Below are 21,875 nucleotides of genomic sequence, written 5' to 3'. Positions count from 1 at the left end.
ATGACGCGCCGGTTCGCGGCCCTCGCGGCCGTTGCGGCGTGGGCGGCGTTCGCGATGCCGGGCGCCGCCGATGCAAATTGCGTCGACGATGTCGCGTCGGCGCGGCTGATCGGCTCGGGCCGCTTCTGCGTGTTCGCGATCTGTCTGTACGACGCGCAGCTGTGGGCGCGTCGCGCGCCCGGCGCGTTCGACACGCCGTTCGCGTTGTCGCTGGCCTATCGCCACGACGTGACGGGCGAGCGGCTCGTAGCGACCGGCATGGATGAAATCGAGCGCCTCGCGGCAGCGCCGCTGCCCGCCGCGACGCGCGACGCCTGGCGACGCGACATCGCCCGCGCGTTCACCGACGTGTCGCGCGGCGACGTGCTCTGCGGCGTGTATCTGCCCGAGCGCGGCGCACGCTTCTATACGAACGGTCGCCTCACCGCGGAAGTGGCCGATCCGGCGTTCGCGCGCGCGTTCTTCGAGATCTGGCTCGATCCGCGCACACGCGCGACGTCGTTGCGCCGCCAGTTGCTCGGCGACGATGCGCGCTGATTCGGCCGGCGGGCGCGGCCGGCCGAATCAGCGCGCGGCCGCGTTGCCGCGTGATCGAACTTCGTGAGGATCGCTTTCAACGCGTCGTTCGCCATGGTCGACAAGATTCACTTGCCTCGAAAAACGTGTGCCGCCTGTGGGTTGCCTTTCAGCTGGAGAAAGAAGTGGAAGGCAGTGTGGGAGGACGTCCGATATTGCTCGGATCGCTGCCGGCGAAACCGGCGATCGACCGGGAGGGGGAAGTCGGTCGGTTCGCGCGATTGAGGTCGCGCTGGCTCGTCGCGCATAGCGCCGGGCCAATCAGGGGTGAACCTCGTCGCGCGGTTGAGCGCTGTTGGCCCATGCGCGCCGTGCGTTCTCCGCGGTTGACGCAAGTCGAAAGAACTGCACGCCGGCTGTCCCCGTCGGTGTCCGGTCGAGATGGGCCAGCAGCAGGAGGTCGAGCGCATCACTGCGGCTGGATGAATCGAATTTGAGCCATTGACTCATCTATCTGAGTCATATCTTGAGTCAGACGCCCAACACACCCCATCCCATTGGCTAGCATCCGTATGAATCGCATCGTTTGGCGCAGATTCATCACGAATAGCGACTCATAATTCCGTTTCAATAGACGCGAAATTGAAGCACATTCGGCTCGATAGTCCATATTACACGCATAATTTCACACGAATACCCCACACCGCAGAGGCAATGACACACTAAATTCGCATTTTCACAACTCTTGACTCGCTTTTCTGCTTCACATTCCCGAAAATTTGCATACAATCGAGCCGTGACGCAGGTATCGACCCAAGGGAGGCCCCGTGCCAACACGCAACGACCACATCAAGCTGAGCCGTCTCGCCATCCGTGCGGCCGCGGGCCGGATGCGTGCGGCCGCCGCCACCGCGCGCGCGCGCTCGCACCGTCCCGCCGCGAACGCCGACGAACCCGCTTCGCGCCAGCGGCTCGCGGCGCTGACGCGCGGGGAACGCCGTCGTCGCCCGCAACCACAGGCGATCGACCGATGCGCGCGCGCCGAAGCGACGTTCGTCCGCACTGACGGAACGACGCTCGCCGAAGCCGACCTCGGTACGCCCGCCTATCCGACGCTGCTGGTGATGGGCGACCTGTTCGCCGCCGACATGCCGGTCGCGCCGGCCGCGCCGCCCGGATTGCGCATAAGCGAGCGCGCCGAGTCGGTGTTCCAGGCGCTGCGGCATCCGGAGCTATTCGTCGATTCATTCGTCGCGCACGTCACGTGGCTGCACAGCGACGTTGCGCAGCTCCTCGTGTCGCTGGCGCACGGGCGTCGCGTCCGTGCGGCCGCGGTCGTCTACGAATACGGCAGCGTGCGCGCCGTCGAGCTGCTGCGTGTCGCCGGCTTCGATCTGTTCCGTGCGGCCGACGGTCAGGTCGACCGTCAGTTCGTGCTGGCGAAACTGAAACGCGCGGTCGCCGCCACGTTCGCGCCGGAACGAACCGACAGCGAACCGGAGTTGCCGCGCATGCGGCATCGCGACGACACGACGCCTGCCGCGCGACACCGCACATCGCACGCACGCCGCCGTCGCGAGCGCGCGGGCCGGCCCGGTCGGCAGGCACGCGCGCGCGTTCGCACCTGAGCCACGCGCGGCCGATACCTCTTCGGGCACGCACGGCATCGCACCGGATCACGATCTGCCGCACCACCATCCAACCTCGAGAAACGAACCGAAATGGGAAATGTAATCGACGCGCCCGAGCACACGTTGACCGCGATCGACGAGGGCATTCCTCTGTCGCAACTGATTCGTCGTCGGCTCGAACATGCGGGCGCGCGCTTTCATGCGAACGACAACATCGCCGCGCACCTGCGCGACGGCGAGCTCGACGCGCTGCAGAGCGAAGTCGCACAGCGGATGGAAGCGGTGCTGCGCTCGCTCGTCATCGACGTCGATCACGACCACAACACGCGCGACACCGCGCGGCGCGTCGCGAAGATGTTCGTCCGCGAAGTGTTTGCAGGCCGTTACGAGGCACCGCCGCCCGTCACCGAGTTCCCCAACGTCGAGCGGCTGGACGAACTGCTGATCGTCGGCCCGCTGCGCGTACGCAGCGCGTGTTCGCATCATCTCTGCCCGATCATGGGGCGGATATGGATCGGCGTGCTGCCGAGCGCCACGTCGAATCTGATCGGCTTGTCGAAGTATGGCCGGCTCGTGAACTGGGTCATGGCGCGCCCGCAGATTCAGGAGGAGGCGGTCAAGCAGATCGCCGACCTGCTCGAACGGCGCATCGCGCCCGACGGGCTTGCCGTCGTGCTCGAAGCCGACCACTTCTGCATGCACTGGCGCGGCACCAAGGACGACCAAGCGAAGATGACCAACAGCGTGATGCGCGGCAAGTTCCTCGCGGACGCGTCGCTTCGCCGCGAGTTCCTTGCCCTTCTGTCCGGCAAGGACGCGTAGGCCGGCACGGAACCACGCGCAATGAATCCACCGGCACGGTGTTCACTCATGATCGGCGTCCGCTCGCACCGCGACGCGCAAAAGCAGGAAGCTCACAGCATGCGGAGTTGCAGATGAACTGTTCGCACGAGTCACTCCGCCCGTCGTCGGCGCACGGGCGCGCGAAGCCGCTCCATTCGGCCAGACAGCAACGCCGCGGCGCCGCTCATTCCCGGTCGCATGCGGCAGGCGCCGACGCGTTCGCAGACGACACGGCGCAGCGCGAACCGGACGAGCAAGCCGTCTGGCACGCGGCGCTCGACAGCCTGCTGTGTCGCGTCGCCGCCGGCGACGAGCAGGCGTTCGCGCAGCTGTACCGATTCACGTCGGCACGGCTGTACGGCGTGATCGTGCGGATGATACGTGACCGCCATGAAGCGGAAGACCTGCTTCAGGAGGTGTTCACGACGGCATGGCGGCGCGCCGGTGCGTTCGACGCCGAACGCGGCACCGCGATGACATGGCTGCTGACGCTCGCCCGCAATCGAACCATCGATCGGCTCCGGCAGCACCGTGACGCGCCGCTCGACGAAGAGCAGGCGCTGCTGATACCGGACGAAGGCCCGACACCGGACGCGGGCGCTCAGGCAAGCCAGGAACGCCAGCGCCTGGAGCGCGGGCTCGCCCATCTCGGCGAGCGACAAGCCTACGTGCTGCGTGAAGCGTTTCACGGCGGCGCATCGTATGCCGAGCTGGCCGAGCGCATGCAGGTTCCGCTCGGCACGATGAAGAGCTGGATTCGCCGCAGCCTGCTGCGGCTCAGGATTTACCTCGAGCAATGAGCCAGCCCGATTGCAGAAGTTCGACGTCGAGTGCCGATGCCCATGCGGCACGCGCTGCGGCGATCTCCCAACGCATGGGGCTGCCACGATGAATCACATGCCGCCGTTTTCCGACTCATCGGCACATATCGCTATCGTCGGCGCCGGGATAGCGGGGCTGGCCTGCGCGCGCGTGCTGGCCGACGCGGGTCACCGCGTGACCGTGTACGAAAAGAGCCGCGGTGTCGGCGGACGCATGAGTACGCGCCGTACCGCGCTCTGGCAAGCCGATCACGGTGCGCCGTATTTCACCGCGCAACATCCGGCGTTCGTCGCCGAAGTAGCGCGCTGGGTGGCAAGTGGAGCAGCAGCCCCGTGGGAGGCGCGCGTGGCGTCGATCGGCGCGCTCGGCCCGCGTGCGTTGCTCGCGCCTGCGCTGCGGTACGTCGGCGTGCCGGGCATGTCGGCGCCGGCGCAGCGTCTGTCGGCCGGCATTCGAACGCTCTGCGAAACGACGATCGTCGAGTTGATCCGCGACGGAGATTGCTGGCGCGCGACGTCGGCCGAGCACGGCGTACTGGACGCGCACCACGACGCCGTGATCGTCGCCGTCCCGGCGCCGCAGGCCGTGCCGCTTTTGCGGCATGCGGAGCCGGGTCTTGCCGTCATCGCACAGCGCAGCGAGATGCGCGCGACGTGGACGGTGATGGCGCAGTGCCGCGGGCTGCCGGACGCCGGCTTCGACGCGGCCTTCGTCAATGCGGGGCCGCTCGGCTGGATCGCCAACGACACGTCCAAGCCCGGGCGCGCCGGCATCGACACGTGGGTGCTGCATGCAACGCCCGACTGGAGTCACGCTCATCTGGAAGCACGGGCCGAATGGGTGACCGACGCATTGTTGGCGGCGTTTCGGGACATCACGGGCGCTGGCGCCGAGTCGGCGACTGCCCATCGGTGGCGCTATGCGGAGCCGGCCGCTGCCACGGCCTCGACGCACGGCCGCTTTGCATGGCGGACGACGGCGGGCGTCGGGCTGTGCGGGGACTGGCTGGGCGGCGGCAAGGTCGAAGGTGCATGGTTGAGCGGCAGCGGGCTCGGCGGCGCCGTGGTCGACGCGTTGGGCACACGGAATTCACGCGTTGAGACACCCAGTTCCGATAGTTGATCGATTCGTGAACGTCGGAGGGTGAGGCGCGCGCCAATTCCGCGATGCTCTCTGCTACTTAACGCATGCGGCGAGCGATCGCGCGGCGCCACGGCAGTGCTCGACATGCGACACGGGCGCAACACACGGCGCCCGCGCACTTCGGCATTTCGACGCAAGCGGCGCTCCCCATCCGCCGCCCCTTCATACGCCCCGACCACAACCCGCCCTACAGCGACTCGATATCCCGCACCACGCACTCCGCCTGCGCGCGGATCGCATCGAACGCCTCGTCGTCGAAACGCGCGAGTTGCCGATAGACGATCGACAGCCGGTGGTTGTGTTGCAGCGCGCTGCGATGCCGGTCGAAAAAATCCCAGTACAGCGCATTGAACGGGCACGCGTGCTCGCCCGTGCGCGCACGATGGTCGTACGCGCAGCCCTTGCAGTAGTTGCTCATCCGGTTGATGTACGCGGCGCTGGAAACGTACGGCTTGGTCGCCATCGCGCCGCCATCCGCGTACTGGCTCATGCCGAGCGTGTTCGGCAGCTCGACCCATTCGAACGCATCGATGTAGACGCCGAGATACCACTGATGCACCTGACGCGGCTCGAGCCCGGCCAGCAGCGCAAAGTTGCCGATCACCATCAGTCGCTGGATATGGTGCGCATGCGCAGCGTCGAGCGATTGCGTCAGTGCATGCGCCATGCACGCCATGCGCGTGCTGCCGTTCCAGAACCAATGCGGCAACGCGCGCCGATGGCCGAACGCATTGCTGTCGGCGTAACCCGGCATGCGCGCCCAGTACACGCCGCGCACGAACTCGCGCCAGCCGAGAATCTGCCGGATGAACCCTTCGACCGCGGCCAGCGGCGCGGCGCCGGTGCGATACGCATGCTCCGCGCGCTCGACGACTTCGCGCGGATTCAACATCTTGACGTTGAGGGCGAACGACAGCATCGAGTGGAACAGGCGTCGCGCGTCGCGGTGCATCGCATCCTGAAAGCGTCCGAAGAAAGGCAGCCCATGCCGGATGAAGGACTCGAGGCACGCGAGCGCCTCGCTGCGATCGACCGGCCAGCGGAAGTCGTCGGCGGACGGCGCGCCGAAGCTGCGCACGCCGGCGGCCACGATCCGGCTCCACAGCGCGCGATGGTCGTGACGCGGACGCCAGTCGGGCGGCTCGGCAGGCGTACCGGACCACGCCTCGCGGTTTTCGGCATCGTAGTTCCATTGCCCGCCTGCGGGACGCCCTTGTGCGTCGAGCAACACGCGATGGCGTACGCGCATGCTTCGATAGAAGCGGTCCATGACCCACGTGCGGCTGTTGCCGAACAGGCTCGCGACTTCGTCGCGCGTGGTGTAGAAATGGTTCGTATCGAGCACTTGCACCGGCACGCGCGCCGACGCCGCATAAGCCTGCAGTTGCCGGTCGACGCGCCACTCGTCGGGCAGCAGATACTCGATGCGATGTGCGCCGTAGCGGTCGGCCAGCATGTCGAGGTTCGCCGCAATGGCCTGGCGATTGAGCGGATCGTCGATCCCGATGTAGTGGACGACGTGCCCCGCCTCGCGCAGCAACTCGGCGAAGCGGCACATCGCCGCAAACACCGCAATGAGCTTCTGCGCGTGATGAAGCACGTAGTCGGTCTCCTGCCGAATCTCCATCAGCGCGTATACGATGCCGGGCCGGACCTCGGCGAACCAGCGGTGATGCGGGTCGAGCTGGTCGCCGAGAACGAGCCTCAAGGTGGTCATGGGATGCTTTGCGATCGGTTGTCGTTCATGGGGTGTCGAGGCGGGCGCATCGCGACGCCGGATGCGTCACGATCCTTCACTTACAACTTCGCGCACAACGCCCGCCGCACCGATACATTCTAGCCGCGCATGCGCTTCACGAACCATCTTTCCGATCAAAATTGAGCACATTGAATCACTTTTCTGCTTCAAATTTCCGGCAAACAGCGTAAAATCCTGATACATCAGCCATCGACTTCAGGAGAGCACCGATGTCCGCTCGCAAGGATCGCGATACGCCGCACCGCTATCGCAGCGGCGAGGCCGCGCGCCTGGCACGCATGCCAGCAGCCACGCTGAGGATTTGGGAGCGGCGCTATGGCGTGGTTGCGCCGCCGAAGACGCCGTCCGGGCAGCGGATGTACTCGGACGACGACGTGCAGCGGATTCGTTTGCTAAAGGCCCTCGTCAACCAGGGCCACGCGATCGGCTCGATCGCGAGCCTGAGCCGCGACGAACTCGAGGCGTTGTCGTTGACCGATACACGCGGCGGCGCGGCGCTGCCCGAAACGGGCGTGAGCCTGGCCGTCGTCGGCGCGTTGCCGATCTCGGCGTCCGCTATCGAGCGCATGGGCATCCATATCGCGGCGCGCATCGAATCGATCGACGAAGCGAGCCGGCACACCGGTCCGTCCGCCGATGCGCTGATCGCGACGACCACGTCGCTTCATGAAGACGTCGTGTCGCAACTGGCCAGCGCGGCGCAAGCGCTCAATGCACATGCGGTGGCCGTCATATACGGGTTCGGCACGGCGGAGGCCGTCGAGCTGGCGCGGCTGTCCGGGTTCGAGCTGTTCCGCTCGACGGAAGGCCAGACCAACTCGGCGTCGATCATCTCGAAACTCGCCCAGGCGGTCGTCAAGGCGCGACAGGTGAACGACGCCGAGCGCGGGCTGTGGCTGCGCACGCAGCGCCGCTTCGACGAAGCGACGCTCGCGTCGCTGAGCGGCTTGTCGACGACGGTCAAATGCGAATGCCCGCGCCATCTGTCCGAACTGATCATGCAGCTCAGCGCGTTCGAGCGCTACAGCGACGAATGCGTGTCGCGCTCGCCCGCCGATGCGCTGCTGCACCGCCATCTCGGCGACGCGGCGAATCGGGCCGCCGAATTGCTCGAAACGGCACTCTCCGTCATCCTGCGCGAAGAAGGGCTGGACGCGGCCGCGCAAGCGCCGAAGTCGGTCTAGGGCGGCAATCGCCAGCCAGCGGTTGGGTTGCGTTGTGGCGTAGCGCGTCGTCGACGCGCGATGCGCGGCGACGAGCGCGCCCGTTCCATTTCACCACCGCTCACTGCGCCGAAACCGCCGACGCGACCGTCGCAGCGCGCGGCTTTGCGTCGCCGCTCGCGACTCCGGCGTTCGACACGCCGCCCGCGCGCTCGACGAATGCCGACAGATCGTCCAGCACCGACGCCGCGCGTCTGAGCGGCGCGCCCAGCACGCCGACCAGCGCGGCATGGCTCAGATGCCGGTAGCGCGTGACCACCACGCTATCGCCGGCGTTCTGCAACGCCCGCGCGAATCGATCGGTGTTGCCGGGCTCGACCACCGTATCGTTCTCGGCGACGGCCAACCACATCGGCGGCTCGCTGCCCCGCACGAAGCGGATCGGCTGGCTCGCTGCACGCTGGTCGTCGGGGAAGATCCGTTCGAGCGTCGCATCGCGCAGCGGCAGGAAATCGTATGGGCCGGCCAGCCCGATCACGCCCGCGATCTCGCTGCTGCGCATCTCGCTCGCGGCCAGATAGCGGCCGTCGGTGGCGAGCAGCGCGGCGATTTGTGCGCCGGCGGAATGCCCCATCAGGAACACGCGCCGCGGGTCGCCGCCGAACGCAGCCGCGTGCCCGCGCGCCCATGCGACCGCACGGGCCGCGTCGTCGATGAAGCCGGGAAAGGTGGTGGCCGGATAGGTGCGGTAGTCGGGCACCACGGCGACAAAGCCGCGCGACGCCAGCGCCTCGCCGACGAACAGATAGTCGTTGCGCTTGCCCGACTGCCAGCTTCCCCCGTAAAAGAACACGACGACGGGCGCGCCGGCATTCGGCTCGGTCGGCCAGTCGCGCGCCACGCGCGCCGGCAAGTAGACGTCGAGCACTTGGCGCTCGCCGGGCCCGTAGGGGATATCGGCGAAAAGGCGGAAGGTGTTGGTCGGCGTCAATGCATTCAGAAGCCGCAGCGGACTGTGCGCGGCCAGCAAAGCGGCTGCGACCAGCACGGACAGCACGGCGAGCGCCACCTTGAGGTTCATGCAAATCTCCAATTGTGACCACGCGGGTCGCATACCCGCGTATACGTAGCCGGAGCGCAGGCGGATGCAGGCGCGCGTTCCGCTCGTGTCGGCACGAGATGCATCCGTTCGCCGCGCACCGCCGTATACGCATGAACCAACGAACGGAGCCCGCATGCCCGCCATCGCTCCCGATGAAGCCATCGTCTGCGAATCGCCCTATTCCTTCGGCGCTGTTTGGCTGCGCGCTGCGCGTGCGCGCCGTGTCGAGATGCGACGTGTGCATCGCTGTGGCCACGGACGAGGCTGGGCGCTCATCCTGCCGGCGGCGATCGCGATCGCAGCGCGTTGGGACGGCGTGACCGCGCCGGTCATCGCGGGCAATGGACGGCCGCGACATGAATAACGCGGCCATCGTTCGGATACGTCGCGCGGCTCGGCCCCATCCCGTTCACACCATGCAACCGCAACTCTTCACGACACACTCATGACCCGCTCCGACCTTCCGCACGAAGCTCGCCCCGTCGTCGTATGGTTCCGCGACGACCAACGGCTGGCCGACAACCCCGCGCTGACGCATGCGCTCGACACCGGGCACCCGGTCGTTTGCGTGTATGTGCACGACGCCGCGCCGAAACACGGTCGTGCGATGGGCGGCGCGCAGCGCTGGTGGCTCCATGAATCGCTGAGCAAACTCGACGACGCGCTCGCGGCGCATGGCGGCTCGCTGATTCTGCTGCGCGGCAACGAGCATGAAGCGATCACCGGTTTCGCCGCAGCGATCGGCGCGGCGATGGTCGTCTGGAACCGGCGTTACGCGAAGGCGCAGACCGGCACCGATGCGTCGATCAAGAGAGACTTGATCGACCGCGGGATCGCCGTGTCGACGTTCAACGGGCACCTGCTGCGCGAACCGTGGACGGTGACCACGCGCGAAGGCCTGCCGTTCCAGGTCTTCAGCGCGTACTGGAGAGCCGCTCGGCGCGACGATTTTTTCCCGCCGGTTCCGCTGCCGGCGCCGTCGCACATCCGGTTTTTTCCGGTTCCAGCCCACGCGACGCCACACGTCTGCACGCTTCGCGAGCTCGAGCTGCAGCCGTCGGCTCCCGACTGGGCCGGCGGGCTGCGTGAGACCTGGCAGTGCGGCGAGCAAGCCGCCAGCGATCAACTCGAAGCATTCCTGGAGAATTCGCTGTCCGACTATCCGACGCTGCGCGATTTTCCGGCCGCTCGCGCGACGAGCCGGCTGTCGCCGTATCTGCGCTTCGGCAACATATCGGTTCGGCAGGTTTGGTACGCGACGCTGTCGGCGGCCGATGCAATGCGAAGTGCGCACACCGTGCGCGGCATCGACTCAAAGGACGGGCCGTTGAACAAGTTCCTCAGCGAAATCGGCTGGCGAGAATTCTCGTACCACCTCCTGTATCACTTCGCGCCGCTTCATCAGGTCAATTTCCGCCGGCAGTTCGATTCGATGCCGTGGCGCGACGACGCGAAGTCACTGCGCAAGTGGCAGACGGGCCGCACGGGCTACCCGCTCGTCGATGCCGGCATGCGCGAGCTGTGGCATACCGGCTGGATGCACAACCGCGTGCGCATGGTGGCGGCGTCGTTTCTGTCGAAGCACTTGCTGATCGACTGGCGACAGGGCGAAGCATGGTTCTGGGATACGCTGGTCGATGCCGACGAGGCGAGCAATCCCGCGAGCTGGCAGTGGGTGTCGGGCAGCGGCGCCGACGCGGCGCCGTATTTCCGCATCTTCAATCCGGTTCTGCAGGCGCAGAAGTTCGATCCGCACGGCGACTACACGCGTCGCTGGGTGCCCGAGCTCGCGCAGCTTTCCGCAGACACCGTCCACGCGCCATGGGCCGCGTCGCGCGAGCAGTTGCAACGCGCGTCCGTCACGCTCGGGCGAAGCTATCCGATGCCGATCGTCGATCATCAGTGCGCGCGTGCACGCGCGCTGGAATCGGTGAAGCGGCTCGATTCGGAAAGCCATGCGTAGCATGGTCGTAGCGGCGGTGGATTGCGGTATGAACGCGGACGCCACGTAGCGCGTTGCGCGCCGCATCGTTCAGAAGAACTTCGACACCCACCGCGGCGCGGACGCGCGATCGAACACCACGTGCAGTTCCGGGCTGAACGATCCCAGTTCGAGCCCGTGCTCCGTCGCCAGCAGCGTGAGCGCCGCGCTCGTGTAGAACGAAATATGTCCGTTGCGCGGCACGCAGTACCACCACTGCTCGATGCCGCGCGCGCGAATCTCCGGCGTGATCAGCGAGGTCTGAAACAGCAGCGCGCCCGCGACGCCGCGATAGCGGACGATGTCGGCGAACAGGCGTCGCGGCTGCGGATGATGCTCGAACACCTCGAACGACAGCACCGCGTCGAACGTGCCGTGCGGCGCGACAGCCTGGCTGAACGGATCGTACGACGTGACGTCGCCGAACCCGCGCGCCGACAACTTGCGCTCGAGCAGCCCCAACCCCGAACCGAAATCGAGAATGCGGCCGTCGCGCATTTCCGGGAAGCTCGTGCAGATCAGGTCGGCATGCTGTTGCGGGCGATGCTCGAGATACTCGGGATCATGGCGCACGTAGTCGTCGTTGTAGACATGACGCGCGAAGTCGTCGTGCGTCCAATGGTCGAACGCCGGCGTGCACGTGAAGCCGCATTGCCGGCATGCGTAGTAGTAGATCGGCACACCGACGAACGGATCGACCTTGTTCCCCGCGATCATGTCGGCGCCGCAACGCGAGAAATCGACCACGCCGCAGATGTCGGCTTCGGCAGCGCACACCTTGCATGCGATCGTCGTCGGATAGTGGGTGATGTCTTCGAACATGTTTCGGTCTCCCCAGGATCTTCGAGCGCGCTGCCGACAGCCGCGATGGCCGTCGAATCGGCAAGCTCGGTCATGCGTTTCGCCGAATCGAGCGGCCGACGCGCGAGCGTATTGTCGGGCCGAAGCCGCGCGCCGTCGAGTGTCGCGCGCGCGTCGCGCGCATATGACGTCACGGCGCATCGGCGCTTTGTTAAATAGCGTGAGTCGCCGGCAACCGGCCGGAAAATTGCCTTAACATCGCGGCCACACGATCGACCACGGTCGTCGCCCGCTCGCCGCGATCGCTTTCTCATGTGACCCGAAGCGGGTGCGCAATTCCTTCGAACGGACCGACGCTCATGTTCCAAGCACCGGGAGACTCCTTCGTCGGCGGATCGCTGCTCGGCCTGTGCGTCGAGGTGCCGCTCGCCGCCGTCGTATCGCTGCTGATGCACGGCGTCAACTGGAACGCCGCTCGCATCGCGCTGCTGGTCGCGACACCGGTGCTGATCGCGTACGCGTTGCTGCTCGCGCGCCCGCTCGTCTTCAGCACGGTATGGAAGCACAAGCGCTCGCCGTTCGAACTCGACGACAACGTGCACGCATCGATCTACGGCCGGCTGACCGGCATCGCGATCGGCGTGGTGTTCGGCATCATGATCGCGACCACGTTTTCGTAAGGGGATACGCGCGGCGTGGATGCCTGCATGTATTCAAGCCTAGGAGCCGAACTCGCCGTCGAATTCGACGCCTTGAAGATCGGTTCGAACGGCGCCTGATCGCCGGAGCGGTCCAGCCGATCGGCATTTGCGCCGCGCCGCTAAGGCTGCCCCGCGCCGCCCGACGCGCCATAGATCTGCCCCGTCACATAGCTCGCACGCGACGACGCCAGTTCGACATAGATCGACGCGAGTTCCGCCGGCTGCCCCGGCCGACCCATCGGCACCTGCTGGCCAAACGTCTCGACGTTCTTCTCGGTCTGGCCGCCGCTCACCTGCAGCGGCGTCCAGAACGGCCCCGGCGCGACGCCGTTCACGCGAATCCCGCGCTGGATCATCTGCTTCGCGAGCCCTTTCGTGAAGTTGGCGATCGCGGCCTTCGTCATCGCGTAGTCGAGCAGGTTCGCCGACGGATCGTACGCATTCACCGAGGTCGTGTTGACGATCGCCGAACCGGGCGGCATGTGCGGAATCGCGGCGCGCGTGATCCAGAACAGCGCATATAAATTGGTGCGCAGCGTCCAGTCGAACTGCTCGGTGCTGATGTCGAGGATCGAATCGTGGCTCTGCTGACGCGCCGCATTGTTCACGAGAATATCGAGCCCGCCCAAGCCTGCGACCGCCTGTTCGACGAGCTTGCCACACGCCGCTTCGGTGCGGATGTCGACGGGCAGCGGCACTGCCTTGCGGCCCGCACTGCGAATGTATTGCACCACCTCGCGCGCATCGGGCTCCTCGTCCGGCAGATAGGCGATCGCGACGTCCGCGCCCTCGCGCGCGAACGCGATCGCGGCGGCACGGCCGATCCCGGAGTCGCCGCCGGTAATCAGCGCCTTGCGGCCGTCGAGCCGGCCGCTGCCGCGGTAGCTGCGCTCACCGTGATCGGGCCGCGGCGTCATGCGCCCGGCGAGGCCCGGCCACGGCTGGTGCTGCTGCGGAAACGGCGCGTGCGGATACAGCGTGCGCGGGTCGTGCGGCGCGGTGTCGCCGACATCGGTCGCGCCGGCATTCTGCGCGACGGCCGGAATCGCGACGCTCGCGACCAGGCTGGCCGTCGTGCCCTGCATCCACTTGCGGCGCGATTCGGATACTTCGTCTGATGACATGGTGGGCTCCGGTGCGAGATCTACACGAATAGCGATGGATGCCGAAGTGCGCCGAGCCGCGGCTGCGGTGCGGCGCGTGCAACGCAACTGGCCATTACAGCGGGCGCGGCCGGTCGCCTGCGTCGTCGGGCGCGTCGTGCCCGTCGGGCCAGGGCTTGTCGGACGGATCGCGGGCGGCGGTCTGACGCGGATCGTCGGGCACGACCTTGCGCGCCTGATCGTCCGGAATCGAATCGAGCTCGCCGCCGCCGGGCGCGTGGCCTGGCGGCCGCGCCGGTTCGGCCTGCGTGCCGCCGTGCGGTTCCGGCGTGCGGGCCAGGCCGCGTGCGTCGCGATCGTTCGGTATGCTGGATTGGGTCATGGCTTTCTCCCGTGTGCGGATGGGCAGGCGCAACGCCGCTGCGGCGGTGCAGAACGCGCTCGAATCGCGGGCGCGCGGCGGCGTGCGACGACACCCGCCTTCAGCAAGCGCCATGCCGTCATGCGGCCGCGCAACATCCGTATCCATCCGACCATTGCACTGCAGAATTTACAAACGCAGCGCCGCCCGGCACCGCGCGCGCCCGCATGGCGGCGCGGCGACGCCCGCCGCACGGGAATCCGGGCGCGGCACGCAGTTTGCTCAGGCCGGCCGGGATAGGCCGGCCGTACCGGTTCGCCGGCTGCCTGCGGCGTCGTGGTGTCGTGAGATATGAAATCTGCCTCTACCCTGCTGAAATCCGCGCCGATGCGCACCGACCACTTCGTTCAGTTCTACGACTCCGACGAGCAGCTCGTGTCGGAAGTCGCATCGTTCTCGGCCGACGCGCTGCGCGACGGCGGCAGCGCGATCGTGATTGCACGGCCCGAGCGGCTGGCGGCCGTCTACGCGCGGCTCGGCACGCTCGAGCGAGCGAGCGGCAGTGCGGCGCGCGACCGCGTCTTCATGTCGAGCGCGCAAGCACTGCTCGACAGCTTCATGGACGGCGACCTGCCCGACCCCGCGCGCTTTCGCCGCTCGATCGGCACCATCGTCGAAGCGGCCGTGCGCGCGGGCCGGCCGGTACACGCGTTCGGCGAAATGGTCGCGCTGCTGTGCGCGCAGCATCGCTACGCGGGTGCGCTGCGGCTCGAAGCGCTATGGAACGAGTTAATCGAGCGATACCGCTTCTCGCTGTACTGCGGCTATCCGCACGACGCGTTTCCGAGCGCCGAGCAGTCGGAGATGTTCCGCCACGTGTGTGCGCTGCACCGGCGCATCCTGCCTTCGGCGTCGCTGCGCAGCGACGAGAACCAGCTGCATCTGACGCTCGCGCTGTCCCAGCAACGGGCGCGCGCGCTCACCGACGAGATCCGCCGCCGCGAGGATGCCGAGCAGCAACGCAACGGCGTGCTGATGCATGCGCCGCTGCCGATCGCGCTGCTGTCGGGCGCCGCGCATCGGATCGTGCTCGCGAATCACCGCTTCTCCGCGCTGTGCGGCCGAGCCGACATCGTCGGCCGGCCGCTGACGTCGGTGCTGCCCGGCGGCGACACCGCGGCGATCGCGCGCGCGCTGGAAGCGGCGCGCGTGCAGGGGCGCTCGACGACGATCGGCGAGCACCACGACCGGCCCGATACCGACGATACCGACGCGGACGGCGCGCGCGTGTACCGGCTGCACTTCAATCCGCAACCGCTGGCGGACGGGCTCGGCGTGATCGTCAGCGCCGTCGAGGTGACGGAACACGTCGCGGCGCGCGAGAAGCTGGTCGCGGCCAACGCCGAGCGCGACCGGCTGCTCGGCGAGCTGCGCGACGCGAACCAGGCGAAGGACCAGTTTCTCGCGGTGCTCGGCCACGAGCTGCGCAACCCGTTGACGCCGATCTCGCTCGCGCTGGAGCTGATCCGCAATCGCGACGGCCAGGCCACGCCGAACGAGATTGCGATCATCCAGCGCCAGCTGGACCACATGGTCCGGCTGATCGACGATCTGCTCGACGTGTCGCGCATCACGCGCGGCAAGATCACGCTGAAGAAGGAAGCGGTGCGGCTCGCGGACATCGTCGACCGCGCGGTCGAGGTCGCGAGCCCGCTGCTCGAGCAGCGCCGCCACCGTCTGCACGTCGACACGGACCCCGAGGCGCGCTGCCACGGCGACCCCGTGCGCCTGTCGCAGGTCGTCGCGAACCTGCTGACAAACGCGGCGAAATACACGCTGCCGGGCGGCGACATCGCGGTGCACGCGCAACGCGGTGCGGACGGCAGCACGCTGATCGAAGTGCACGACAACGGCGCGGGCATTCCGCCCGACCGCCTTCAGAGCATCTTCGAACCGTTCTACCGGATCGACGGCGACAACAAGCAGGCGCACGGCGGCCTCGGCATCGGCCTCGCGCTGGTGCGCAGCCTCGTGAACCTGCATGGCGGCACCGTGCGCGCGGACAGCGCCGGGCCCGGCCGCGGCAGCACGTTCACGATCGTGCTGCCGGAATTCCGGCCGCGCGTCGGCGCCGCGGCCGCGCCGCAAGCGGAGCCCGGCATCCGCGTGGCCGCACCCGGCAGCGGCCGGCGCGTCATGCTCGTCGACGACAACGAGGACGCCGCATCGACGCTCGCGCAGTGGTTGCGCGACGCCGGGCACGAGGTCGCGGTCGTGCACGACCCGGTGACGGCGCTCGCCGCGTATCGCGGGTATCGTCCGGACGTCGCGATCCTCGATATCGGTTTGCCGGTGATGGACGGCTACGAACTGCTGCTGCGGCTGAAGGCGATCAACGAAGTCCCGCCGTGCATCTTTCTCGCGCTGACCGGCTATGGTCGCCACTCGGATCGCGAGCGCTGTCTCGCGACCGGATTCGCCGAGCATTTCGTGAAACCGGTCGACCCGGCCGCGCTGCATCTCGCGATGAGCCGCACCGGCGCGCAAGGCGGGACGCCCAACCACGACGGTCCGCAAGCCGGGCGCTAAGCCGCGGCACGGTCGATGCTTGAGATCGGCATGCCAGCCGCGCCGGCACCCTTGCGACCGAGGAGAACGATGATGAGCGACCCGAACGATCTGACACCCGACGACGACGAGCAAGGCGGCCATGCCGGCAAGCCGGGCCATCCGCAGCCCGAGCGTCGGAACGATCTGCCCGAGCTTCCCGATCCGACTGAAGTCGGGGAGGATGGGTGAGCGCGTCGATCGCGACGTAATGGAGGCGGCGCGGAGCCGGGCGTGCGCTGGTGAATGCGTGCTGGTGCTGCGCGGCGACTGCCGATGCTTCCGCAGCCGCCGCGCTTCTTCGAGTTCGTGCCCCCGCGCACGGCGGCGCCAGTGACGGCCACCGCCGTCGAGCAGCGCCCTTACGCCCGATGGCTGGCGCGCCCTATGCCGTGCCTTACCGCGTGCGCCGCTTCTCCCGCGCGACCTCCGCGGCCGGTACGGCATCCGTATCCTGCAGCGGCTCCCCCGGACTGCGACGCTTCGCCGACTGATCGATCGACACGTCCGCGGCAAGCTCGCCGCCGCCGTCCGTGTCGCCGCCCTCGGCGTCGAGCTGTCGTTCGGCGCGCTGCCAGTATTCGTCCGCGCGCCCTTCAGGCGCACCGTCCGCCTGCCACAGCCAGTACGCACGTTCCCTGATCTGCGTTTCCCTGTCTTCGTTCATCCGATTCTCCTGAGCTGATTGCACGTTCTATCGTTCCGGTTTCGACGGCGCCGACACCGCGCCGAGCGTCGACGACATCCCGCCGTCGGCCGACGTGGCCAGATCGCCCAGCGCGACGATGCCGACCAGCCGCTTGTCGCGATCGACCACCGGAACGCGACGAATCTGCGCTTCGGCCATCTTGTTCTGCACCGCGGAGATGTCGTCGTCCTCGTAACACCAGTTCGCCGGCCCGCTGACGACGCCCTCGATCGGCTCGTCGGGCCGCACGCCCATCGAGACGGCCCGCACGACGATGTCGCGGTCCGTCAGCATGCCGATGAGGCGCGTGCCGTCGCACACGGGCAGCGCGCCGACGTTCAGCGCGTCCATCATTTGCGCCGCTTCGCGCAGCGTCTGGGTCGGCGCGATGGTCGCCGCATCGCGTGTCATCACTTCAGATACAGAGGTCATGCTTCGCTCCTGTTCAAGCCGCCCACGGCGGCCTGCTGCCGGAGCATCGCGCGTTCCGCGCTGCTCAGCTCTGCGCCCAGCAGCGCGCGGACCCCAGGCCGGCCGAGGCAACGATCCGCATCAACTGCTGCAGCATCGCGTCGCTCGAAGCGGCTTCGCGCCACTGCACGATCAACTCTTCCTCGCGCACGTCGCGCCCCACCGTTTCGCAAAAGCCGTGCGTACGGCAGGTGAAGCCGGCCGCGCGCAGTTTCTCGTTCAGCTGTTCGCGAGCGGCCGAGTCGGGCGGATATTCGACCGTGACGCGTGCGGTCATGACGCGCCGCAGACGCTGCTCGACGAAGCGCAGCGGCCACACGACCAGCAGCGCGAGCACGAGCCCGAGCGCGCCGAGCAGCAGCTGGCCGCCGCCGATGCACAGACCGATGACGGTCACGAACCACAGCGTCGCGGCCGTGGTGACGCCCGACACTAGGCCGTCGCGATGCAGGATCGCGCCGCCGCCGATGAAGCCCATTCCGGTCAGGATGCCGAGCGGCAGCCGCATCAGGTCGAGCACCGAGAACGCGCCTTGCGGCTTGCCGGCCTGCAGCAGCAGCGCATTGACCTGCAGCATCGACAGGCACGCGGCCAGACACACGAGGATCGTCGTGCGCAGCCCGGCCGTCTTGCCCGACTCGCTGCGATCGAGCCCGACCAGCCCGCCCGCGACGAGCGCGAGCACGATCCTGGCGACGACGTCGCCCCACTGAAGTACGACGGGCATCGGCTCCATGCGCGCCTCCTTGCAAATCGTCGAGCGTCATGCGTCGCGGCGCGGCCGCCAGCGACGCCGCGTACGTCGCAAGGTTCGGACCCGCTATGCGCGTACCGGCCCGAGCACGCGGACCGTGTAGTGCGGCAAGCGCAATTGTAGAAACGGGCATCGGGCGCGCGGCGCTCGCCCGCACCTCGTCACGAAGGAGTTCGACCATGCTCACGCAGAAAACCAAGGACATCGTCAAGGCGACGGCTCCGGTCCTCGCCCAACACGGCTACGACATCATCACGTGCTTCTACAGGAAGCTGTTCGACGCGCATCCGGAACTGCGCAACGCGTTCAACATGGCGCATCAGGAGCAAGGGCAACAGCAGCAGGCGCTGGCGCGCGCGGTGTACGCGTACGCGGAGAACATCGAAGACCCCGGCAGCCTCGCCGCCGTGCTGAAGAACATCGCGAACAAGCACGCGAGCCTCGGCGTGCGGCCGGAGCACTATCCGATCGTCGGCGAGAACCTGCTCGCGGCGATCAAGGAAACGCTCGGCGACGCGGCGACCGACGACATCGTTTCCGCGTGGGCGCAGGCGTACGGCAACCTCGCCGACCTGTTGATGGGGATGGAGAGCACGCTGTACGAACGATCGTCCGAGCGGCTCGGCGGCTGGACCGGCTGGCGCACCTTCGTCGTGCGCGAGAAGCGCCCCGAGAGCAGCGTCATCACGTCGTTCGTGCTCGAACCGGCCGACGGCGAACCGGTCGCGAACTTCGAGCCGGGCCAGTACGTCAGCGTCGCGATGGACGTGCCCGAACTCGGCTTGCAGCAGATTCGCCAGTACAGCCTGTCGGACATGCCCAACGGACGCACGTACCGCATTTCGGTGAAGCGGGAAAGCGGCGGCGACTATCCGCCCGGCTACGTATCGTGCCTGCTGCACGACTACGTCGAGGTCGGTCAGACGCTCGCGCTCGCGGCGCCCTACGGCAGCTTCCATATCGACGTCGAGGCGAAAACGCCGATCGTGCTGATCAGCGGCGGCGTGGGCCTGACGCCGATGATCAGCATGCTCACGCGCGCGATCCAGGATTCGCACCGGCAAGTCGTGTTCGTGCACGGCGCGCGCAACAGCGGCGTGCATGCGATGCTGACCGGCTGCGCGAGACGGCCAGCACCCATGCGAACTTCAAGCTCGTCGTGTTCTACGACGACCCGCTGCCCCAAGATGTGGAAGGCGTCGACTACGACCTGAAAGGGCTGGTCGACGTGAATGCGATCAAGGACGCGCTCCTGCTGCCCGATGCCGATTACTACATTTGCGGCCCGGTGCCGTTCATGCGGTTGCAGCACGACGCGTTGAAGCAGCTCGGCGTTCCCGAGACGCGGATTCATTACGAGGTGTTCGGGCCTGATCTGTTCGCCGAATGAGGTGGCGCAACGGCTCGCGTGGGGATTCGGCGCGCGGCGGCCAGCGGCGCTGATGCGCTGATGCACGGCGCACGATGCCGATGGCCGCGCTCGCCGGCCCGATGCCGGCCGGGCCAACGCCGCGCGAACGCGCGTACCCGAGCGGATACGGGCATCACCGTATAGGCATCCTTTGCTGTTGTTCCGTATTCGACCGGATACGAAACCTCGATTCAACTCCCGCAAATCGCCTTTTCGTTTCCGACTGGATACGAACCGCGGTTGCACGCCCGAATTGTGCAATACTGTTCCCGATCAGATACGAAGCACGGAGAACGTCATGTCGGAGTCCCAGTCCGTCGACACGCTCGGCGCGCTCGCCCATCTCATCCGCGCGGCCCGGTTGCAGCAGGGCTTCACGCGCGACGAGCTGGCGAATGCGACCGGGCTGTCGCCGAAATTCATCAGCCAGGTCGAAGCCGGCAAGCCGACCGCGCAGATCGGCAAGGTGATGCTGCTGCTCGGCGAGCTGGGCGTGCGGCTGTATGCCGAGTCGTCGGTCGAGATTTCGGAGGCGACGGCGCTGAAGGCCGCGCAACGCCGCAGGAGCAGCCATGGCGGCTAGAACGCTGGTCGTGTCCGCCAACGGCGTGCGCATGGGCACGCTCGCCGACGACAAGGGAATCTGGTCGTTCGAATACGATGCGCAATGGCTCGCGAGCGCGGCCGCGTATCCGTTGTCGCCGGCGTTCGCGTTGCGCGGTGGCGCCTTCACCGACACGTCGAGCGATCGTCCGGTCCAGTGGTTCTTCGACAACCTGCTGCCCGAGGAAGGCATGCGCACGTCGCTCGCGCGCGAAGCGAACGTCGCCGCCGCCGACGCATGGGGCCTGCTCGCGTACTTCGGGCGCGAATCGGCCGGCGCGCTGACGCTGCTGGCCGACGGCGAGCACGAAGCGCCCGGCGCCCTGCAACCGCTGCCGCTCGACGAGCTCGAGCGACGCATCCGCGCGATGCCCGAGCGCGCGCTGACGGCCACCGCGCCCAAGCGCATGTCGGCGGCCGGCGCGCAGCAGAAGCTGCTGGTGGTGCTGCGCGGCGACGCGCCCGATTACGCGCTGTACGAGCCGATCGGCAGCGAGCCGTCGATGCACCTGCTCAAGCCCGACATGCGCGCGGCCGGCTATCCGCATTCGGCGATCAACGAATTCTTCTGCATGAAGCTCGCGGGCAGAATGGGCCTCGACGTGCCGGACGTGCACTTCCTGCGCGCACCGTCCGCGTGCTACGTGATCGACCGGTTCGATCGCGACGTCGCCGCGCAGCCGCCCGGCGGCTGCACACGATCGACGCGATGCAGTTGCTCAATTACGACCGCGGCTTCAAGTATCAGCGCGCGAACGCGCAAGAGCTCGCGCGCGCGATCGACCGCACCAGCACACGGGCGCTTGCGCGTCTGTCGGTGTTCCGCTGGACGGTGTTCAACGTCGTGGTCGGCAATGCCGATGCGCATCTGAAGAACCTGTCGTTCTTCGTCGACGCGCGCGGCTACCGGCTCGCGCCGTTCTACGACATCGTCAGCACGGTCGTCTATCAGACGCCGACGCACTGGCCCGATCAGCGCGGCGATCATTGGCCCGACTGCGAGCTGACGATGCCGCTCGGCGCGGCGACGCGGTTTGCGGATATCGACGCGAACGCGCTGATAGCGTTCGGTCAGGCGCTGGGGCTCAGGGAGAGGGCGGCTGCGAGCGAACTCCAGCGCTTTCTGGAGCCGCTCGACCGTCATGTCGCGCAGACGCTCGACGAGGTGCGCGAGCTGGCGAAGCCGGATGCCGGCGAGATGCGGCTGCTGAATTCGATCGTCGCGATGCCGATCGCGGAGATGGGGCGGGCGTTACGCGGGGGGCGCGGCTAGGCTACCGACGATGGGCGGATGGCGGCAACGCGCCGCGCATTGAACCAAACCGCCGTGTGATGCGTGGCGAGCCGACGCGTCGCATGACCGACTTCGCACCACGGCTTCGATCGGACGGCCAGCGGCTCGCGCGCTCTTCTCG

General features: G+C 67.6%; 23 protein-coding genes and 2 pseudogenes. 15 read left to right on the top strand and 10 right to left on the bottom strand.

What is annotated here, in order from left to right; all coding sequences use genetic code 11:
• Both WJ35_RS15410 and WJ35_RS30185 read left to right on the top strand, forming a co-directional pair.
• Complete coding sequence (locus WJ35_RS15410) at positions 1 to 537, top strand: chalcone isomerase family protein (RefSeq protein ID WP_011880038.1); 537 nt, start codon at positions 1 to 3, stop codon at positions 535 to 537.
• A 93-nt stretch (positions 538 to 630) separates the two neighbouring features.
• The gene (locus WJ35_RS30185; RefSeq protein ID WP_080484387.1) at positions 631 to 801 is read left to right on the top strand and encodes a DUF2256 domain-containing protein; all 171 of its coding nucleotides are present in this window, start codon (positions 631 to 633) and stop codon (positions 799 to 801) included.
• Between the two features lie 36 nt (positions 802 to 837).
• Here the strand turns inward: WJ35_RS30185 and WJ35_RS31275 are convergent, their stop codons facing one another.
• Complete coding sequence (locus tag WJ35_RS31275; protein ID WP_155121921.1) at positions 838 to 1,026, bottom strand: hypothetical protein; 189 nt, start codon at positions 1,024 to 1,026, stop codon at positions 838 to 840.
• Positions 1,027 to 1,343: 317 nt separating this feature from the next.
• Between WJ35_RS31275 and WJ35_RS15405 the strand changes: the two genes are divergently transcribed.
• From WJ35_RS15405 to WJ35_RS15390, 4 genes are all read left to right on the top strand, one after another.
• Positions 1,344 to 2,144, top strand: coding sequence for a hypothetical protein (locus WJ35_RS15405; protein ID WP_045579631.1), 801 nt, complete (start codon positions 1,344 to 1,346; stop codon positions 2,142 to 2,144).
• Positions 2,145 to 2,237: 93 nt separating this feature from the next.
• The gene (gene folE / locus WJ35_RS15400; RefSeq protein ID WP_011880035.1) at positions 2,238 to 2,969 is read left to right on the top strand and encodes a GTP cyclohydrolase I; all 732 of its coding nucleotides are present in this window, start codon (positions 2,238 to 2,240) and stop codon (positions 2,967 to 2,969) included.
• A 113-nt stretch (positions 2,970 to 3,082) separates the two neighbouring features.
• Entirely contained in the window at positions 3,083 to 3,790 is a 708-nt protein-coding gene (locus WJ35_RS15395; protein WP_011880034.1) for a sigma-70 family RNA polymerase sigma factor, read from the top strand.
• An 88-nt stretch (positions 3,791 to 3,878) separates the two neighbouring features.
• Positions 3,879 to 4,934 carry an NAD(P)/FAD-dependent oxidoreductase gene (locus WJ35_RS15390; protein ID WP_046427401.1) on the top strand — a complete coding sequence of 352 codons (1,056 nt, stop codon included), beginning with the start codon at positions 3,879 to 3,881 and terminating at the stop codon, positions 4,932 to 4,934.
• A gap of 208 nt (positions 4,935 to 5,142) precedes the next feature.
• Here WJ35_RS15390 and WJ35_RS15385 read toward each other — a convergent pair whose 3' ends face one another.
• Positions 5,143 to 6,672, bottom strand: coding sequence for a cryptochrome/photolyase family protein (locus WJ35_RS15385; RefSeq protein WP_069239483.1), 1,530 nt, complete (start codon positions 6,670 to 6,672; stop codon positions 5,143 to 5,145).
• A 66-nt stretch (positions 6,673 to 6,738) separates the two neighbouring features.
• A complete protein-coding gene (locus WJ35_RS31270; RefSeq protein WP_155121920.1) occupies positions 6,739 to 6,897 on the bottom strand; it encodes a hypothetical protein in 159 nt (52 codons plus the stop codon).
• Positions 6,898 to 6,923: 26 nt separating this feature from the next.
• Between WJ35_RS31270 and WJ35_RS15380 the strand changes: the two genes are divergently transcribed.
• On the top strand, positions 6,924 to 7,898 hold the full coding sequence (locus WJ35_RS15380) for a MerR family transcriptional regulator (protein WP_059475453.1): 975 nt from the start codon (positions 6,924 to 6,926) through the stop codon (positions 7,896 to 7,898).
• Between the two features lie 100 nt (positions 7,899 to 7,998).
• On the opposite strand, the gene WJ35_RS15375 is transcribed toward WJ35_RS15380, so the two are convergent.
• Entirely contained in the window at positions 7,999 to 8,958 is a 960-nt protein-coding gene (locus tag WJ35_RS15375) for an alpha/beta hydrolase (RefSeq protein ID WP_043292622.1), read from the bottom strand.
• 154 nt (positions 8,959 to 9,112) lie between these two features.
• Here WJ35_RS15375 and WJ35_RS31830 point away from each other — a divergent pair, with 154 nt between their 5' ends.
• Positions 9,113 to 9,343, top strand: coding sequence for a hypothetical protein (locus WJ35_RS31830; protein ID WP_060715416.1), 231 nt, complete (start codon positions 9,113 to 9,115; stop codon positions 9,341 to 9,343).
• An 81-nt stretch (positions 9,344 to 9,424) separates the two neighbouring features.
• Entirely contained in the window at positions 9,425 to 10,942 is a 1,518-nt protein-coding gene (locus WJ35_RS15370) for a cryptochrome/photolyase family protein (RefSeq protein ID WP_046427399.1), read from the top strand.
• A 69-nt stretch (positions 10,943 to 11,011) separates the two neighbouring features.
• Here the strand turns inward: WJ35_RS15370 and WJ35_RS15365 are convergent, their stop codons facing one another.
• Entirely contained in the window at positions 11,012 to 11,782 is a 771-nt protein-coding gene (locus tag WJ35_RS15365) for a class I SAM-dependent methyltransferase (RefSeq protein ID WP_059623918.1), read from the bottom strand.
• Positions 11,783 to 12,120: 338 nt separating this feature from the next.
• On the opposite strand from WJ35_RS15365, the gene WJ35_RS15360 reads away from it, so the two are divergent.
• Positions 12,121 to 12,441, top strand: coding sequence for a hypothetical protein (locus WJ35_RS15360; RefSeq protein ID WP_069224874.1), 321 nt, complete (start codon positions 12,121 to 12,123; stop codon positions 12,439 to 12,441).
• Between the two features lie 140 nt (positions 12,442 to 12,581).
• On the opposite strand, the gene WJ35_RS15355 is transcribed toward WJ35_RS15360, so the two are convergent.
• Together WJ35_RS15355 and WJ35_RS15350 are read right to left on the bottom strand one after the other, a co-directional pair.
• Positions 12,582 to 13,586 carry an SDR family oxidoreductase gene (locus WJ35_RS15355; protein ID WP_011880026.1) on the bottom strand — a complete coding sequence of 335 codons (1,005 nt, stop codon included), beginning with the start codon at positions 13,584 to 13,586 and terminating at the stop codon, positions 12,582 to 12,584.
• Positions 13,587 to 13,680: 94 nt separating this feature from the next.
• Complete coding sequence (locus WJ35_RS15350) at positions 13,681 to 13,947, bottom strand: hypothetical protein (RefSeq protein WP_046427397.1); 267 nt, start codon at positions 13,945 to 13,947, stop codon at positions 13,681 to 13,683.
• Positions 13,948 to 14,313: 366 nt separating this feature from the next.
• Here WJ35_RS15350 and WJ35_RS15345 point away from each other — a divergent pair, with 366 nt between their 5' ends.
• Positions 14,314 to 16,515 (top strand): ATP-binding protein, encoded by a 2,202-nt coding sequence (locus WJ35_RS15345; RefSeq protein WP_069239482.1) that lies wholly within the window; start codon positions 14,314 to 14,316, stop codon positions 16,513 to 16,515.
• 69 nt (positions 16,516 to 16,584) lie between these two features.
• Complete coding sequence (locus tag WJ35_RS31825; protein WP_155770231.1) at positions 16,585 to 16,725, top strand: hypothetical protein; 141 nt, start codon at positions 16,585 to 16,587, stop codon at positions 16,723 to 16,725.
• Between the two features lie 205 nt (positions 16,726 to 16,930).
• Here the strand turns inward: WJ35_RS31825 and WJ35_RS15340 are convergent, their stop codons facing one another.
• From WJ35_RS15340 to WJ35_RS15330, 3 genes are all read right to left on the bottom strand, one after another.
• A complete protein-coding gene (locus WJ35_RS15340; protein ID WP_011880023.1) occupies positions 16,931 to 17,200 on the bottom strand; it encodes a DUF2934 domain-containing protein in 270 nt (89 codons plus the stop codon).
• 27 nt (positions 17,201 to 17,227) lie between these two features.
• Entirely contained in the window at positions 17,228 to 17,653 is a 426-nt protein-coding gene (locus tag WJ35_RS15335) for a CBS domain-containing protein (RefSeq protein WP_011880022.1), read from the bottom strand.
• 64 nt (positions 17,654 to 17,717) lie between these two features.
• Complete coding sequence (locus tag WJ35_RS15330) at positions 17,718 to 18,428, bottom strand: MgtC/SapB family protein (protein WP_011880021.1); 711 nt, start codon at positions 18,426 to 18,428, stop codon at positions 17,718 to 17,720.
• Between the two features lie 197 nt (positions 18,429 to 18,625).
• Between WJ35_RS15330 and hmpA the strand changes: the two are divergent.
• The 3 genes and pseudogenes from hmpA to WJ35_RS15315 all read left to right on the top strand — a co-directional run bounded on the left by hmpA (position 18,626) and on the right by WJ35_RS15315 (position 21,733).
• Positions 18,626 to 19,836 (top strand): annotated as a pseudogene (gene hmpA, locus WJ35_RS15325) (NO-inducible flavohemoprotein).
• A gap of 319 nt (positions 19,837 to 20,155) precedes the next feature.
• The gene (locus WJ35_RS15320) at positions 20,156 to 20,440 is read left to right on the top strand and encodes a helix-turn-helix domain-containing protein (protein ID WP_011880019.1); all 285 of its coding nucleotides are present in this window, start codon (positions 20,156 to 20,158) and stop codon (positions 20,438 to 20,440) included.
• A pseudogene (locus tag WJ35_RS15315) lies at positions 20,430 to 21,733 on the top strand (HipA domain-containing protein). The gene WJ35_RS15320 and the pseudogene WJ35_RS15315 overlap by 11 nt, the downstream one beginning before the upstream one ends.
• The last annotated feature ends 142 nt before the right edge of the window (positions 21,734 to 21,875 follow it).

The sequence above is a fragment of the Burkholderia ubonensis genome, assembly GCF_001718695.1.
GTDB lineage: Bacteria > Pseudomonadota > Gammaproteobacteria > Burkholderiales > Burkholderiaceae > Burkholderia > Burkholderia ubonensis_B.
The sequence above is the reverse complement of the archived record's forward strand: the minus strand, read 5'-3'. Positions and strand labels throughout refer to the sequence as shown.

What these genes read in the sequence shown, in the direction of transcription:
- WJ35_RS15345 (WP_069239482.1), top strand. Translation starts at nt 14,314, where the DNA reads ATGCGCACCGACCACTTCGTTCAGTTCTACGACTCCGACGAGCAGCTC.
- WJ35_RS31270 (WP_155121920.1), bottom strand. Translation starts at nt 6,897, where the DNA reads ATGTATCAGGATTTTACGCTGTTTGCCGGAAATTTGAAGCAGAAAAGT.
- WJ35_RS15370 (WP_046427399.1), top strand. Translation starts at nt 9,425, where the DNA reads ATGACCCGCTCCGACCTTCCGCACGAAGCTCGCCCCGTCGTCGTATGG.
- WJ35_RS15340 (WP_011880023.1), bottom strand. Translation starts at nt 17,200, where the DNA reads ATGAACGAAGACAGGGAAACGCAGATCAGGGAACGTGCGTACTGGCTG.
- WJ35_RS31830 (WP_060715416.1), top strand. Translation starts at nt 9,113, where the DNA reads ATGCCCGCCATCGCTCCCGATGAAGCCATCGTCTGCGAATCGCCCTAT.
- WJ35_RS15360 (WP_069224874.1), top strand. Translation starts at nt 12,121, where the DNA reads ATGTTCCAAGCACCGGGAGACTCCTTCGTCGGCGGATCGCTGCTCGGC.
- WJ35_RS15410 (WP_011880038.1), top strand. Translation starts at nt 1, where the DNA reads ATGACGCGCCGGTTCGCGGCCCTCGCGGCCGTTGCGGCGTGGGCGGCG.
- WJ35_RS15350 (WP_046427397.1), bottom strand. Translation starts at nt 13,947, where the DNA reads ATGACCCAATCCAGCATACCGAACGATCGCGACGCACGCGGCCTGGCC.
- WJ35_RS15355 (WP_011880026.1), bottom strand. Translation starts at nt 13,586, where the DNA reads ATGTCATCAGACGAAGTATCCGAATCGCGCCGCAAGTGGATGCAGGGC.
- WJ35_RS31275 (WP_155121921.1), bottom strand. Translation starts at nt 1,026, where the DNA reads ATGAGTCAATGGCTCAAATTCGATTCATCCAGCCGCAGTGATGCGCTC.
- WJ35_RS15380 (WP_059475453.1), top strand. Translation starts at nt 6,924, where the DNA reads ATGTCCGCTCGCAAGGATCGCGATACGCCGCACCGCTATCGCAGCGGC.
- WJ35_RS15335 (WP_011880022.1), bottom strand. Translation starts at nt 17,653, where the DNA reads ATGACCTCTGTATCTGAAGTGATGACACGCGATGCGGCGACCATCGCG.
- folE (WP_011880035.1), top strand. Translation starts at nt 2,238, where the DNA reads ATGGGAAATGTAATCGACGCGCCCGAGCACACGTTGACCGCGATCGAC.
- WJ35_RS15395 (WP_011880034.1), top strand. Translation starts at nt 3,083, where the DNA reads ATGAACTGTTCGCACGAGTCACTCCGCCCGTCGTCGGCGCACGGGCGC.
- WJ35_RS30185 (WP_080484387.1), top strand. Translation starts at nt 631, where the DNA reads ATGGTCGACAAGATTCACTTGCCTCGAAAAACGTGTGCCGCCTGTGGG.
- WJ35_RS15330 (WP_011880021.1), bottom strand. Translation starts at nt 18,428, where the DNA reads ATGGAGCCGATGCCCGTCGTACTTCAGTGGGGCGACGTCGTCGCCAGG.
- WJ35_RS15385 (WP_069239483.1), bottom strand. Translation starts at nt 6,672, where the DNA reads ATGACCACCTTGAGGCTCGTTCTCGGCGACCAGCTCGACCCGCATCAC.
- WJ35_RS15320 (WP_011880019.1), top strand. Translation starts at nt 20,156, where the DNA reads ATGTCGGAGTCCCAGTCCGTCGACACGCTCGGCGCGCTCGCCCATCTC.
- WJ35_RS15390 (WP_046427401.1), top strand. Translation starts at nt 3,879, where the DNA reads ATGAATCACATGCCGCCGTTTTCCGACTCATCGGCACATATCGCTATC.
- WJ35_RS15365 (WP_059623918.1), bottom strand. Translation starts at nt 11,782, where the DNA reads ATGTTCGAAGACATCACCCACTATCCGACGACGATCGCATGCAAGGTG.
- WJ35_RS31825 (WP_155770231.1), top strand. Translation starts at nt 16,585, where the DNA reads ATGATGAGCGACCCGAACGATCTGACACCCGACGACGACGAGCAAGGC.
- WJ35_RS15375 (WP_043292622.1), bottom strand. Translation starts at nt 8,958, where the DNA reads ATGAACCTCAAGGTGGCGCTCGCCGTGCTGTCCGTGCTGGTCGCAGCC.